The 13,632-nt window shown below is 66.9% G+C and carries 13 protein-coding genes; 4 read left to right on the forward strand and 9 right to left on the reverse strand.

Annotation, left to right across the window (positions count from 1 at the left end; all coding sequences use genetic code 11):
* Positions 1-236: 236 nt before the first annotated feature.
* Positions 237-845 carry a plasmid pRiA4b ORF-3 family protein gene (locus tag A37U_RS0105930; RefSeq protein ID WP_026196912.1) on the forward strand — a complete coding sequence of 203 codons (609 nt, stop codon included), beginning with the start codon at positions 237-239 and terminating at the stop codon, positions 843-845.
* A gap of 380 nt (positions 846-1,225) precedes the next feature.
* Here A37U_RS0105930 and A37U_RS0105935 read toward each other — a convergent pair whose 3' ends face one another.
* From A37U_RS0105935 to A37U_RS42440, 7 genes are all read right to left on the reverse strand, one after another.
* Complete coding sequence (locus A37U_RS0105935; RefSeq protein WP_240437499.1) at positions 1,226-2,458, reverse strand: amidohydrolase family protein; 1,233 nt, start codon at positions 2,456-2,458, stop codon at positions 1,226-1,228.
* A 62-nt stretch (positions 2,459-2,520) separates the two neighbouring features.
* Positions 2,521-2,946, reverse strand: a complete 426-nt coding sequence (locus A37U_RS0105940; RefSeq protein WP_020495698.1) for a nuclear transport factor 2 family protein — start codon at positions 2,944-2,946, stop codon at positions 2,521-2,523.
* Between the two features lie 17 nt (positions 2,947-2,963).
* Positions 2,964-3,827, reverse strand: coding sequence for an LLM class F420-dependent oxidoreductase (locus A37U_RS0105945; RefSeq protein ID WP_020495699.1), 864 nt, complete (start codon positions 3,825-3,827; stop codon positions 2,964-2,966).
* A gap of 25 nt (positions 3,828-3,852) precedes the next feature.
* Complete coding sequence (locus A37U_RS42430; RefSeq protein WP_020495700.1) at positions 3,853-4,545, reverse strand: hypothetical protein; 693 nt, start codon at positions 4,543-4,545, stop codon at positions 3,853-3,855.
* The gene (locus A37U_RS42435; RefSeq protein ID WP_020495701.1) at positions 4,542-6,011 is read right to left on the reverse strand and encodes an MFS transporter; all 1,470 of its coding nucleotides are present in this window, start codon (positions 6,009-6,011) and stop codon (positions 4,542-4,544) included. Before A37U_RS42435 ends, A37U_RS42430 begins: the two co-directional genes overlap by 4 nt.
* Positions 6,012-6,070: 59 nt before the next feature.
* Positions 6,071-6,772, reverse strand: a complete 702-nt coding sequence (locus A37U_RS0105960; RefSeq protein ID WP_020495702.1) for a response regulator transcription factor — start codon at positions 6,770-6,772, stop codon at positions 6,071-6,073.
* A gap of 31 nt (positions 6,773-6,803) precedes the next feature.
* A complete protein-coding gene (locus A37U_RS42440; RefSeq protein ID WP_157182648.1) occupies positions 6,804-7,997 on the reverse strand; it encodes a sensor histidine kinase in 1,194 nt (397 codons plus the stop codon).
* A gap of 123 nt (positions 7,998-8,120) precedes the next feature.
* Between A37U_RS42440 and A37U_RS48105 the strand changes: the two genes are divergently transcribed.
* Together A37U_RS48105 and A37U_RS0105975 are read left to right on the forward strand one after the other, a co-directional pair.
* The gene (locus A37U_RS48105; RefSeq protein ID WP_157182649.1) at positions 8,121-8,684 is read left to right on the forward strand and encodes a hypothetical protein; all 564 of its coding nucleotides are present in this window, start codon (positions 8,121-8,123) and stop codon (positions 8,682-8,684) included.
* Between the two features lie 18 nt (positions 8,685-8,702).
* Entirely contained in the window at positions 8,703-9,290 is a 588-nt protein-coding gene (locus tag A37U_RS0105975) for a hypothetical protein (protein WP_020495705.1), read from the forward strand.
* Positions 9,291-9,575: 285 nt separating this feature from the next.
* On the opposite strand, the gene A37U_RS0105980 is transcribed toward A37U_RS0105975, so the two are convergent.
* Positions 9,576-10,541, reverse strand: a complete 966-nt coding sequence (locus A37U_RS0105980; protein WP_020495706.1) for an NADP-dependent oxidoreductase — start codon at positions 10,539-10,541, stop codon at positions 9,576-9,578.
* A gap of 275 nt (positions 10,542-10,816) precedes the next feature.
* On the opposite strand from A37U_RS0105980, the gene A37U_RS0105985 reads away from it, so the two are divergent.
* Entirely contained in the window at positions 10,817-11,791 is a 975-nt protein-coding gene (locus tag A37U_RS0105985; RefSeq protein ID WP_020495707.1) for a LysR family transcriptional regulator, read from the forward strand.
* Positions 11,792-12,161: 370 nt separating this feature from the next.
* Here the strand turns inward: A37U_RS0105985 and A37U_RS0105990 are convergent, their stop codons facing one another.
* A complete protein-coding gene (locus tag A37U_RS0105990) occupies positions 12,162-13,616 on the reverse strand; it encodes a carboxylesterase/lipase family protein (protein ID WP_020495708.1) in 1,455 nt (484 codons plus the stop codon).
* Between the last annotated feature and the right edge of the window lie 16 nt (positions 13,617-13,632).

The raw sequence follows: 13,632 nt of genomic DNA on the forward strand, positions 1-13,632 counted from the left end.
CTCCTTGATCTTCTTCTCAGCGCTCACAACGCCAGATGTCATCACTCACAGTGCCCATCCCACCGGACATCAGCCCGGCGTGTCGGGCCGAAAACACCGCTACTGTTACAGGCCCTGCGCCGACTCGGGGACATCCTGAGTGCGCCGGCCAGGTGGGGATGACCTGATAAGAGTTCGTTGCAGAATTCTGGGTGCGGGTTTGCGGGCGGTGGGAGGGGTGGTGGGAGCATTGGGGTATGGCAAGGTCTCGGGTGACGGCGACGATGAAGATCTTCCGGATTGAGATCGTGCTGGTCGATGTCGAGCCGCTGGTGCGGCGGGTGGTCGAGGTTCCGGGCGAGGCGAGTCTTGGGCTCCTGCACGAGGTCGTGCAGGAGGCGATGGGGTGGGAGAACGCGCACTTGCACGAGTTCGAGATCGATGGTCTCCGTTACGGGATGCCCGATCCGGACTGGGACAGCGACGTGCTCGACGAGGCCGTGACGAAGCTGTTCGGGGTGTTGGCCGCCGGACAGAACGCGGGCTATGTCTATGACTTCGGAGACAACTGGCACCACGTGCTGGTTGTCGACGCGGTCGCGACCCCCGGGCCCGGCGTGCGTTACCCGCGTTGCGTCGCTGGTGAGGGTGCGTGTCCGCCCGAGGATGTGGGCGGGGTGTTCGGCTATCCGGAGTTCGTCGACGCACTGGCCGATCCCCGGCATGCTGAGCACGATGAGCGGGTCGAGTGGTGGGGCTCGGACCGGTTCGACCCGCACCATTTTGACCTCGCTGCGGCTGACCGGGCGCTGGCGCGGCTGGCCTGGACCCCGTTGGCCGGGGCGAGTTCGACGGCGCGGTCCTGACCACCCAGGCGGTCGTTCAGGGCAGGCGGCGCAGGCAGACCAACGCGCACGCCGCCTTCAGCAAAGCGTTGACACTAGCGTGGGAGCGTTGGTAGCGCAGCCCGAGTCGCCGGAATGACAGCAGCCAGGCCATCGTGCGTTCGGCGACCCGGCGGACCCGGCCGTGGGCGTGCTGTCATCGGTGTTCGCGCCAGTGAGTTCCGGACGCGCCCTCAATCACCGATGCGTCGAGCTGGTGAGCGCCAGCGAGCAGTTTCCTGCGACCGCGGCCGGTCTGAGGAAAGCCGCGGACACGACGGTCGGCCCGTTCATTGCACGCGAGGCCATGGGCCCGGGCTTGCCTCTGGCCGGCAGTCGGTTCGGGGCGTTTCGGCTGATCGTCAGTTCGGCGTGCGGTCGATGACATAGCCGTTTTTCCAAATCGTCGCGATGTCACGGATGGCGGTGACGCCGACCGTTGGATCCCCGTTGACCAGAACGAGATCGGCGCGCATGTCGGTGACGATTCGCCCACGATCGGCGAGCTGGTAGCGCTGTGCGGGCGCAGCGGTGGCCGCGGTCAGCACTTCTGTCGGCGTGAGGCCCGCCGCGACAAGATGGCTGAGTTCCGCCATCATGGTCGCGCCGTGGGCGCCCTCGGTCTCGGCTCCCACGCCGGAATCCGCACCAGCGAAGATGGGCACTCCGGCGGCGTGGAGCCTGCGCACGTTCAGCGACCCGCGATGGTAAAGGTCCGGGTCCTCGCCACTGGTTGTGAGGGCGGTGGTCTGGGTCTCGGACAGGTACGGCCGGACGCGCGGGTCGCGGTAGAGGTCCCGAGCGCCCAGGCCACCGTCGAAGCTCGACAGTGTCGCTGTGACGAACGCACCGCCTTCGACGATATCGGCAATCAGATCGTCGTCGATCGGCGTGAGAATGGTGTGGGCGAGGCCGTCAACGCCGGCAGCGATCGCGAGGGCAGCGTAGTCGTGTTCGGTCGCGTGTGCGATCACCATCAGTCCGCGCCGGTGGGCCGCGGCGACGACGGCATGGACCTGTTTTCGGGTGGGTGTGGGTGTCGGCTGGCCCCACACGCTGCCGCCGTCGAGGAAGACCTTGATGAAGTCGGAGCCTTCATGGATGCGGTCGGTGACGAACTGCTCGGGGTTCGCGTCCGGGGCCAGCCGGGGTGGATGCGGCAGTCCGGGATAGTTGGGTGGAGTACCTCCTGGGACCGCCACGCCGATGCCTGCCGACCACAGATCGGCTTGATCGGTGCGTTCCAGTGATCGTCGTTGCCGTCGGGCGGCCGCGAGGACGGCAGGGTCGCCGTGTAGATCGAGCTCGGTCGTGACGCCGAAGCGCAGCGCATCGCGACGGTCGGTCCGAGGTCGGCCATACAGCGAATGCGTATGGCAGTCGATGAGGCCCGGCAGCACGGTCTTGCCGGTCCCGTCGTACTCCGGAAGCGCCGGGACCTCGGCGATGATTCCGATTTCGGTGATGCGCCCCTCGAGGACCAGAACCGACCCCGTTCCTGTCACCTGGACGCCGTCGAAGATCCGGACGTCACGGATGAGGAACGAGTTGTCGTCTGTATGCGGGGTGGTGGTCTGCCGGTCCGTTTTCGTCACCGTGGGGATCGTGGGTGGGGTGTGGGCATTGCGTGGCACTGCGTGCGGGCCCGGTTCGTTGATCATCGCGATGCCGCACCGTTCGTGGAGTTGCCGGACTCGGATGGTTGCGCCGACATGATGGGGCTCAGGTGCATCCCTACCAGTAACCAGGTGCTTTGGGTGCGCATCAGGATCAGTGTCGCGCGGAAGTCACCGCCGGCGGAGTGGCCATGATAGGTGGCCTCTTGGGCAATGGTGCCGGTGGCGACGGCGATGTTCGCGTATGTCCGTACGGTGATCTGGCTCCAGCGCAGACGGTCGGTGTGCAGGTCGTCGTTGCGGTAGCGATCCAGCCATTGGTCCTTGTCCAGGACGAAACCGTGGGGCCCGACCAGGGTGAAGTCCGAGACAGTGATGTCGTCGAGCGTCGCGGTGTCGCCGGTTTCCTCGGCCCGTACCCATAGCCGTCCGAAGCTGAGTATTTGTTCTTTGATGGTTGTTTCCACGGGTTCGCTCCTTCGCGTCAGTGGTTCTCGAGTGCCGTGTCCAGGCGTGCGAGGTCCGACGGTGTCCAGGGGGTGTCTTGCAGGACGACGACATGGTCGATGCCGAGCGCGGCGAGGGTGGCGCACCGGGTGGCGAAGCTCTCCGCGGTGTCCTGGGAGTCGAGTTTGGTGCTGACGGTTTTCTCGATGTCGTCGCTGTCTCTGCCGATGTCCTCGCAGCAGTCGCGCAGGATGGCCAGTTTGTGCCGAATCGTCGCGCCGCCGTCGGGGACGTCGAAGAAATTGCACGCGTCGGCGTGGGCCGCGACCAACGGTAAGGTGCGGCGTTCACCCATTCCGCCGATGAGTACTGGCGGGTGTCCGCGGGTCAACGGGCGAGGTTCCCCGACGGGCCGCTGTAACCGGTAGTAGGTGCCGTCGTAGGGGGTGTGGTCGCCGGACCAGAGGCGGCCCGCGATCTGCACCGCTTCGGTGAGCCGGTCGAATCGTTCGGCGCCACCGGGCATGGGCAGGCCCATCATGTCCGCTTCCACTTGGTGGTAGCCGGCCCCGAGGCCGAGCCACGCCCGGCCTCCCGAGAGCACGTCGAGGGCGGTCACCGCTTTGATCAACACTGCGGGCGGGCGGAATGTGACGCCACTGACCATGGTGCCGAGGCGGACTCGCTGCGTGGCCGCGGCGAGAAACCCGAGAGTCGTATAGGCCTCGAGGAAGTCGTTTTCCAGGGCGAGGTTCGGGTCGACCTGGAGCAGATGGTCGCTGAGCCAGACGGTGTCGATTCCCCACTCGTCGGCTGCCTGCGCGGTGCGGATGAGGTCGTGCCGGAGCGCGGCGGCGCCGCCGGGTACGGAGAAGTTCGTGATGCCGATGCTGACACGCATGGTTACTCCTTTGTGGACAGTCGACTCAACGCCGTGCGGCGCGGACACGTGGGATCACCGCGCTGACGACGATGAGCCACAGAAGTCCTGCGAACCGCCCGAGTGGGATCAGCACTGACAGGGGCGTGACCGCCAGCGAAACCGTGGACCCGAGGGCGGCGATGGCGATCACGAACCCGACAGCGCACAGCCAATGCGGGACGCGGCCGACGTACCACGATGTCACGGCGAGGCCGAGAATCAGCACACCCAATGCGCCGACGTGACCAGCCCCGCCGAGTGCGAAACTCACGTAGTGCAACGCATGCGTCAGCGCCGGAAGGTCCGTGACCGCGGTAAAGCTGAGCGACCATTGGACGACGGCGCTGGTGGCCAACAAGGTCGCCGCGATCACGCCCCCGGCCAACACGATGGTCGGCCCCGGCGCCGTGGGCGCCAAGTACTTGATCCGTGATGCGGCGACGGCGGTGAACAAGCCCAGGAAGAGCGCGGAGAGCAACAGCAGAAACCCGGTGAGCTGGGTCATGGCATGGTTGGTGGCGAAATAGGTCACGACGGTGTTGGTGGTCGTGAAGGGAGAGGGGATGGCGCCGTCAGCCCCCAGTACTCCGCCGAGGAGCCCCGGAGCGATGAACAGTAGCGCGCACGCGATCGCCGGAAACACCAGTGGCGGGCCGGGATGCGTGGGGCGCGTCGGGACTGCGGCCGGTGAATTCATCGGTGTTCTCCTTCGATGGCAGGGGTAGACGGCTGCGGTCGCCGAGGGATGGGGGTCGTGATGGCCACGGCGGCGACCACCGCGGCGACCAGGAAGAGTGCGGCGGCCCAGCCCGCGGCCGTGCTGAATCCGGCGACGAGTCCTTCGGCACGCTGCGCTGAGGTGGGGCTGGAGGCCGCCAGATATGTTCCGGTGGCGGCGGCCGCGGCGGTGCTGAGCACGGCGGTCCCCAGTGAGCCGCCGACATTACCGGCGGTGGTGGTCATCGCGGACGTGATCCCGGCATCGGCGGGATCGACGGCGGACGTGGCGGTGTTGATTCCGGTGACGTAGACGCAGCTGACTCCGGCACCGAGGAGAAGTTCACTCGGGAGCACTTGCCACAGATAGGAACCGTCGACACTGAGCTGGGTCAGCCAGATCATCGCCGTCGCCGAACTCATCAGCGCCGGGACGAGCAGCGTTCGCGGCGTGTATCGGTGCTGGAATCTGCCCGCGAGGAACGCGCCGGCCTGGCTGGCGGCCGTCGCGGGCAGCAGCCCGAGTGCCGCGACCATAGGCGAGAAGCCGAGCACGACCTGCATGTGGTAGCTGGCAAACAGGTACAACCCCAGCATTCCCGCGGAATTCAAGAACAGCACGGCGAACGTACCGGCGCGCATCCGGTCCCGAACGATCCGCAGCGGCAGCAAAGGGTCGACGGCTCGGGCCTGGCGCCAGACGAAGCCACCGATCAGCATGACCGCGGATCCCAGCAACAGCATGACCAGTGTCGCCGTCCATCCACTTTGGACCGCTTGGGTGAATCCGTAGGACAGGGCGACCAGGCCCAGGGTGGAGAGTACGATTCCGAGGACGTCGAACCGATGATGCCGTCCCGGGCGGTCTCGGGGCACACTCAGCACCGTGCCGATGATGGCGACGATCCCGAGCGGCACGTTGAGCAGGAAGCACAGTCGCCAGCTCACCTGTGCGACGAGGCCGCCAAGGAGCAAGGCCGCAACGCCGGCGCTGCCGACGACCGCGCCGTAGACGCCGAACGCTTTGCCGCGTTCCTTGCCGTCGGTGAACAGCACGACGATGGTGGAGATCGCCGCGGGGATGATGGCTGCCGTGGCCAGGCCGCTGACGGCTCTCGCCGCCAGGAACAGGCCGAAGCCGTTGGCCGCACCCGCCATCGTCGAGGCAATGGTCAACCCGACGATGCCGATAAGGAAAATGGTCCTGCGGCCGAAATAGTCCGTCAGCCGGCCGCCCAGCAGCACCAGTCCGACGGCGACCAGATTGATGGTGAAGACCCATTGGCGGTCGGTATCGGAAAAGGTGAGCTCAGTTTGCGCGGATGGTAACGCCAGGTTGAGTATCGAGGCGTCCAGGGACGACATGAACGCCGCCAGGGACATGAAAAGGAGCGCGGCGCGACGCCCCCCTGGGGGCGGGTTGCCGTCGGCGGCGGGGCTGTTCATGCGGATCAGCGTGCCCGGCCATCGGCCTCACGGTCGTCGGATGCTGGGCGACACTGTCGCTACTCCCGCTGTGGTAGCTGTGGTAGCGGTCCCGCCCATCCGGGCCGGACCAGGCCGCTTTCGTACGCCACGACCACGAGCTGTGCCCGGTCGCGGGCACCGATCTTCGTCATCGCCCTACTGACGTGGGTTTTCGCGGTGGCGGGGCTGACGAACAGCACCTCGGCGATCTCGTCATTGGTGCGCCCGGCCGCGACGTGCATCAGGACCTCGCGTTCCCGTTCGGTGAGGGAATCCAGCAACGCCGCCATGTGCCGCGTGCTCTCCGGGCGCGATTTCTGCACGAATTCGGCGATGAGCGTGCGGGTGACCCGTGGGGAGAGAAGCGCTTCACCGCCATACACGATGCGAATCGCGCGAATGAGGTCTGCTGGTTCGTTGTCTTTGACGAGAAATCCGCTTGCGCCGGAGCGGATGGCCTCGAATACGTAGGCGTCGTCGGTGAACGTCGTGAGGACCAGAATGCGGACGTGCGTCAGCTGCGGGTCGGCGACGATCTCGCGGGTGGCGGCAAGTCCGTCGTGGCCTGGCATCCTGATGTCCATCAAGACGACATCGGGCCGCAAGGCACGAGTGAGACGGACCGCTTCCGCGCCGTCTTCGGCTCCGCCCACGACCTCGATATCGGACTGCGACCCCAGGAGAGCGGTGAATCCCGACCTCACGAGGGCTTGGTCATCGGCCAACAGCACTCGGATCATGTCGCCAGGTCCCTTCGTCGCGGCATCGAGGTCAGTCATCGTGGAGGTTCAGCGGCAAACACACTCGTACCCGGAATCCGCCGCGGGGACCGCGTCCAACGCTGCTGGTTCCCCCTAAAGCGTGGGCACGCTCCTTGATCCCGGCGACACCGTTTCCGCCGGTCTCCGCCACGGTCGTCGCCGCTGTCCCGTTGTCCTCGACCTCGACCGTCAAGCTCGTCGCCGAGTAGTCCAGTGACACCCACGTGTGCGCTGGCCCCGCATGCCGACGCACGTTCGTCAGCGACTCCTGCACGATGCGGTAGACAGCAAGGTCGATCCCGGACGATAGCGCACGGGGCCGGCCTCGGACGGCGAACTCGACGGGCAAGCCCGCGGCCCGGGTGTCCGCGACGAGAGCGTCCAATTGATCCACCCCGGGTGACGGATGATGTGGTGGCGCATCCAGTCCGCGCAGGATCCCCAGAGTCGCTCGCATTTCACCGAGCAGGTCCCGGCTGGACTGTTTGATCGTGGTCAACGCGGTCCTGGCCTGTTCAGGGTCATCGTCCATCAAGAACAGGGCCACGCCGGCCTGCACGTTGATCAGCGACACGTGGTGCCCCAACAGGTCGTGCAGCTCCCGCGCGATTCGCAGTCGTTCATCGCTGCCTTGCCAGAGCTCGGTAGCCTCCCGCGTGGCCCGTGTCTGCGCCACCCGTTCCCGGCGGTGCCGCCAGGCTTCACAGCCACCGATGAACGCCGCCAACCAGGCCAGCCAACTCACGGTCTCCAGGAACGGGATCGGGCGGTCCGGATGGAGCATGACGTCGAGTACGAACAACACCAGCACCGAACCGGCCGTGGTGGTGTATGCCGCGACGCGGTGTCCGGTCAGTACCGTCGATCCCAACGCCACGAACCCCGCTGAGAAAATGGGCCCAAAAGGATAGGACAGCCCCAGGTACACGGCCGTCGACACCATCACCGCCAAGAAGATCATCGGTGGATGGATACGGCGCAACACCAGCGTCAGGGGCGTCAATACCAGTAAGCCCCACCCCAGCACATCGAGTGGGCGTGTCGTGGAATCGCTCAGGTCGGCGTAGACGGTGCCCAGGCCAATGAGCACAGCGACCAAGACCGGCAGCACGACAGTCCGGGCGGGACTGTCGAACCAGGCTGGGCGCGCAAAGGCAGACACTGCACCATCGTAAGGGCTGTGTCGTGCGATCGCGTCAGGCAACCAACGCGACCTCACCTACGCCCGTGGAGGTATGCCAGGCCGGATCTCTACGCCCAGCGATGTGGTGCCCACTGTCATCCCCAGCGGGAGGCACGGGCGGGACGTGGCGCTTACGCTCATGCTATGACCGCGTCCGCGCCGCTACGGCCGTCGAAACCCCGATCTCCCAAGGTCAGGCTGTCTCGAAGGCCGCGCAGGATCGTGCGGGCCGTGCACATCGTGTTCACCGGCGGTTGGGTGGGGCTCGTGGTCGGCATGTGCATCCTTGGGTTGAGCGCCGCGTTCGGATCCGACCCGGGCTTCGCACTGACCTGTTATGAGGTCATGCGACGGTTCGGTGTCGCTATTCCCATTTTCGCGCTCGGCAGCATCTTCACCGGCCTTGTCCTCTCCGCCGTGACTCCCTGGGGTCTGGTGCGCTACTGGTGGACGATCACCAAGGCGGTTCTTGCCTTGGCGACCATCGTCACGGCGGTCATGCTGGGTGGATCCTGGCGGGAGCAGGCCATCGTGCTTCTCGAGGCCCACTTTCCCGCCGCACCAGGCAGCTCCGCTGCCTGGCTACTCGTCGGATCCTCGGTCGCGCATCTGCTCATGTTGGCAGCGGCGACCGTGATCTCGGTGGACAAACCGTGGGGCACCACACCACGTGGACGTGTACGCCGCACAACCGCACGGCGATCCTGACAGGAAGAACCTTCGCTGATGACTGAGCTCCATCGAACCGACACCAACCACGTGCCCACGACCGCGACCCGCCCGTGGCGACTCGGTCGCCGCACCCGTAAAGCGGTCCTGGTAACCCATATCGTCTCGGTGGGAGCCTGGATCGGCATGGACGTCGTGCTCGCCATTCTCGTGTTCACCGCGATGTTCACCAGCGACCCACATACCTTAGGAGTGAGCTACCAGGCGCTGTCCCTATTCGCGGTCTGGCCCCTGTTCATTGCCGGTTTTATTTGCCTGCTCAGCGGTGTCGCCCTAGGGCTCGGCACCAAATATGGCCTTATCCGATATTGGTGGGTCGCCGTCAAGCTCGTCCTCAACCTCCTCCTTACCGGCCTCGTTCTGATCGCACTCCGGCCCACCGTGATCCAGGCCAACGAACAAGGCGCGGAACTCATCAACGGAACAAGGACCACAGCGCCCGTCACCGACCTGATCTACCCGCCGATCGTGTCACCGCTGGCTTTGCTCTTCGCCGTCATCATCGCGGTGTACAAGCCGTGGGGACGAACACGAAAGAACAAGACCGACACTCGCCGCGCGACGTCATCGCCGACGGAATCCTGACTCCCGAATACGAAACACTCCTCGCGCCCGGCGCGGCGCACGGGATGATGGAGGACGACCTGGACGGGTTCGTCGGACTGTTGATCGATCCACTCACGGACACCCCGAACTGATCGGTGCCGCTCTGGCGGCACGGGCCGTACGGTGCTGGACGGCACAGAGCCGTTGCCAGGACACAACCGCGCTCGGTAGCGTCGGCCCGGTCGTCCACGCGTGGTGGTACCCAGGTCTTCAGGGCCGAGGACGGGTGGGCCCTGGCAGCGGCGATAACGCGGAGCTGGGTACCTAGGGGATCAGCACGAGTTTGCCGGGCGGGTGACCGGCCAGTCCCGCTCGGTGTGCGTCTGCGGCCTGGTCCAGAGGGTAGGTGGCGTCGACGATGACCCGCAGCGTTCCGGCGCCGGCTTGGGTGACGAGCGCCGACCGCGCGGCTTCGCGGACGGTGGTGCCGGCGTCCTCGCCCGGTCCGTAGCCGAGTCGCGTGATGCCTTCCTCGGCGCGTCGGGGGCCGCCGGTGATGGACACGATGCGGTTGCGGTCGGCGACGACGGCCAGCGAGGTGTCGAGCGCCTCATCGGTACCAACGAGATCCAGCGCGGTCGTGGCCCCGTCGGGCGCGGCAGCGCGGACACGGTCCAGTAGCCCCGGACCGTAGGCCACAGGCGTTGCTCCCAGCCCTCGTAGCAGGTCGGAGTTAGCTTCCGCTGCGGTGGCGAGCACCGTTGCACCGGATGCGACGGCCAACTGGATGGCTATCAGCCCGACTCCGCCGCTGCCGTTGTGGATCAGGACCGTGTCGCCCTGTTGCACTCCGGCTGCGTGCAGAGCATGGGCGGCGGTCGTACCGGCCAGCATCAACCCTCCGGCTTCGGCCCAGCCGAGCGAAGACGGTTTGGTGATCAGCGAACTGGCAGGTACGACGACATAGTCGGCGTAGGCGGCGGTTACCGGGTAGACCATGACGTCGTCGCCGACCTCGACACCCCGCACGTCGTCGGCCACGGCAGTGACGACGCCGACCGCTTCGAGCCCGAGCGATGGTAGCGAGGCCGAGTCGATACCGGCCTCGTTCTCGTGCTCGTCGTCGACGACGTGGAACGCCCCGCTGTAGAGCTTCCAATCGATCGGGTTGACGCCAGCGGCCTTGACCCGGACCACGGTCTGTCCGGCGTCCGGTGAAGGGATCGGAACTTCGATGACGTCGAGGACGTCAGGGCTGCCGTATGCGGTGGGGCGGACGATGCGGGCCATGCGTGCTCCTTTGGTGGGTTGTCGAGGTGCTGTGCGGCGTTGTGGTCTCGAGTTGTCTCGTCTGCTCGAGCCACGAAGACAACCAGTCCACGACCGAGCACCCGCTTGGGCCGTGCCGGTCGCCGACAGCGCCGGCCGGTACGGGCAACACCACTGCAGGCCACTCTTTTTCGGCCGCTCGATCGTCCACACCTCCAGTGAACGGCGACCGGCACATGATGTCCACTGCAAAGATTGCAACTAACATTTGCGTTCTACGTATGGATGGGATTGCGATGGCCGACGACCTCGATCTGAACCTGCTCCGAGTATTCGATGTGCTGATGGACACTGGCAGTGTCTCGGCCGCCGCGCCACGCCTACACTTGTCGGTGCCGGCGACCAGTCGCGCATTGGGCCGGCTCCGGCAGGCGCTGAACGACCCGATCATGGTGCGCGCTGGGCGCAGGCTGGTGCCGACACCCTTTGCGCTCCAGTCCCGAGCGAAGGTCAAGGCGTTGCTCGAAACAGCGGCCGCATTGAGAGCTACCCCGACTGAAAGTCCCGCAGCTTGGCGGCGCACCTTCGCCATCCGCATCAACGACGGCCTCACCCCGGTCGTCAGCTCACGTCTGGCAAGTCGGATAGCTGCCGAGGCCCCCGGCGTCACCCTCCGCTTCGTGGCCCAAGATTCCAAGGCTGTCGAACCACTGCGCGACGGCTCCATCGATCTCGATCTCGGTGTTCTGGGCGAGTCTCCGCCCGACCTGCAGTCTCACACTCTGTTCACTGATGGTGTCGTCGCACTCGTGGCTGCCGATTCAGACCTCGGGCGAGCACCGCAGTTGCGACTCGATGATCTAGCGCGCTGTCCACATGTCTCCGCTTCGCGCCGAGGACTCGAGCGAGGGCCGCTCGACGACCGGTTGCAGCAGCACTCTCTGACCCGGCGGGTCACCTCAGTCGTTCCCAACTACGCAGCTGCCGCATTGCTGGCCCTGCAACCTGACCTCATCAGTATCGTTCCCAGGGTTCTTGCCGAGCATCTGGTCGAGCGCGGTATGCCCCTGCGCTGGCACGAGTTCCCGGTACCACTGCCGCAGGTTGACGTCGACCTACGCTGGCATCGACGCCTTGACGAGGACCCGGCGTCACAGTGGCTGCGCAACCACGTACGCGCCGCGATCAAACCACTCACCATTCGACTTGCCACGCTGGACGGCACCACATCCCGAGCGACAACCGGTGACCCGGCACGCTCCGGTCGGTAGTGGACCGCATCGGACCATGCGCTCGGTTTACGTGGCCGACGATGGGGCACCGTCCGGGAACTCGTCTGCGACGCGATCGCCAAAGCCTTGTTCTCCCCGCCACCGGACGACGCCGGCGCGAGCAGGCACATCTGCTGGACACGCAGGCATGAGGCTCTGCGCCCCCTCTTCGAGCGCGAGGGGTGAGTGGTGCCCGAACCCGGGGGACGCCATCGAGGTAATCCTCGCCCCGACCTACTTTCGACACTTCGCGAGTGGTCGACCGCTGGACGACCACTTCCTGGAGTCGATCGTCACTGCAGCCCTGGCGCCATCGAGGACAACCAGCGGATCGAGCCTGGCCCCGGACAGTCCACAGTGGCCGCCCCGCTCATGCCGCACCGGGGTGGCCGCCAAGGATCCGCGCCACCGGTCGCTGCGGGTCGTACCTGGCCCAGCCCGGGTTCCCGGTCCTGGCGAACGCGACCCAGGCGCCGTGTACCTCGGCCGCGAGCCCTGTCGGGGCTGGGGCGGGGCCGAGCAGCCCGGTGTCACCGTGCAACCAGGGTTTGTCAGCCATGTCGAACACGAAGGGCAGCTCGACGGTGTGGGCAGCGCCGAGTCGCCCGTCCAGGGCCGTCGAGCGGTACTGGAACGAGTAGAGGTGCGTGCGGCCGCCCGAGATTTGCGCGTGGGCGCGCGCCATGCGCGCAGTGCCGGCCTCGAACAGGGCCTGCCCGAGCACGGCCGAGCGCAGCTCGCCCGGTGTGGCATCCGGCCGTGCCGCGCGGTGCGCGGCGAGGACGGCCTCCGGTTCCGCGTGCACCCGGGTGGCGACGGCGAGCACGTCGGCTTCCGTGGTGGACTCCAGGTCACCCGACGGCGCGAGATAGAGGTGCCCCTCTTCGGTGTTGGTGCCGATGAGCAGGTCGACATCGCCGGCCGGGCCGTCGGCCAGATCGTCGGCGGGCTGGACCGGCAGAACCAGGCTGAACGGGCTGAGCCCGGCCAGCGGGTCCGTGGCGGTGCTGGTGTGCAGGTCGAGGCCGGCCAGTGCGGGCAGGATCGCGAGGAAGCGCTCGTCCGGGATCGGGGCGAACGCCTCGGCGGTCGGTTCGACGCCAAGGGCGGCGGCCGCCGCAGCGGTGACCCGTCGCGCTTGCTCCGGGGTGAACGCGCCGCTGCCGTTTCCGCTCTGCACGATCGCTCGCCGGAACAGGCCGTTGGCCTGCGGTGTGGCGAGCAGCGCGCCGACGAGCGTTGCGCCCGCGGACTGGCCGAAGATCGTGACGTTCGCGGGGTCGCCGCCGAATACCGCGATCGTGTCGTGCACCCAGCTGAGTGCGGCGAGCACGTCGAGCAGTCCGCGGTTGGCCGGCGCACCCGCGAGATCGAGGAACCCCGGGATGCCCAGGCGGTAGTTCACCGTCACGAGGACGACGTCGTCACGTGCGAACGCGCTGCCGTCGTAGAGCGCGGCGCGGCTCGAACCGGTGACGAATCCGCCGCCGTGCACGAAGACCATGACGGGGCGCCTGCCGCCGTCTGCGGCGGGCGTGTGGACATCGACGGTCAGGTACTCCTCGCCGAGCACCCAGGCCGGCCCGAAGTAAGGGATCATGTCGAGCCGGCCGAAGTCGCGGGCCGGTTGGGGAGCCGTTGGCGAGGGCTGCGTGCTGTCACGGACACCGGACCAGCCGGGGTGCGGGGCTGGTGGGGCGAAACGGCCGGCGCCGGCCGGCGCCGCCGCGTACGGGATGGCGCGGTAGCGCTCGCCGGATCCGTCACGGATACCGCGTACGGCGCCCGCCGGTGTTTCGACAACCGGGTGTGTGTGCTGGGGCATGGGGACCGCTTCCTCT

Source organism: Sciscionella marina DSM 45152 (assembly GCF_000379465.1).
In the GTDB taxonomy this organism is placed as follows: Bacteria; Actinomycetota; Actinomycetes; order Mycobacteriales; family Pseudonocardiaceae; genus Sciscionella; species Sciscionella marina.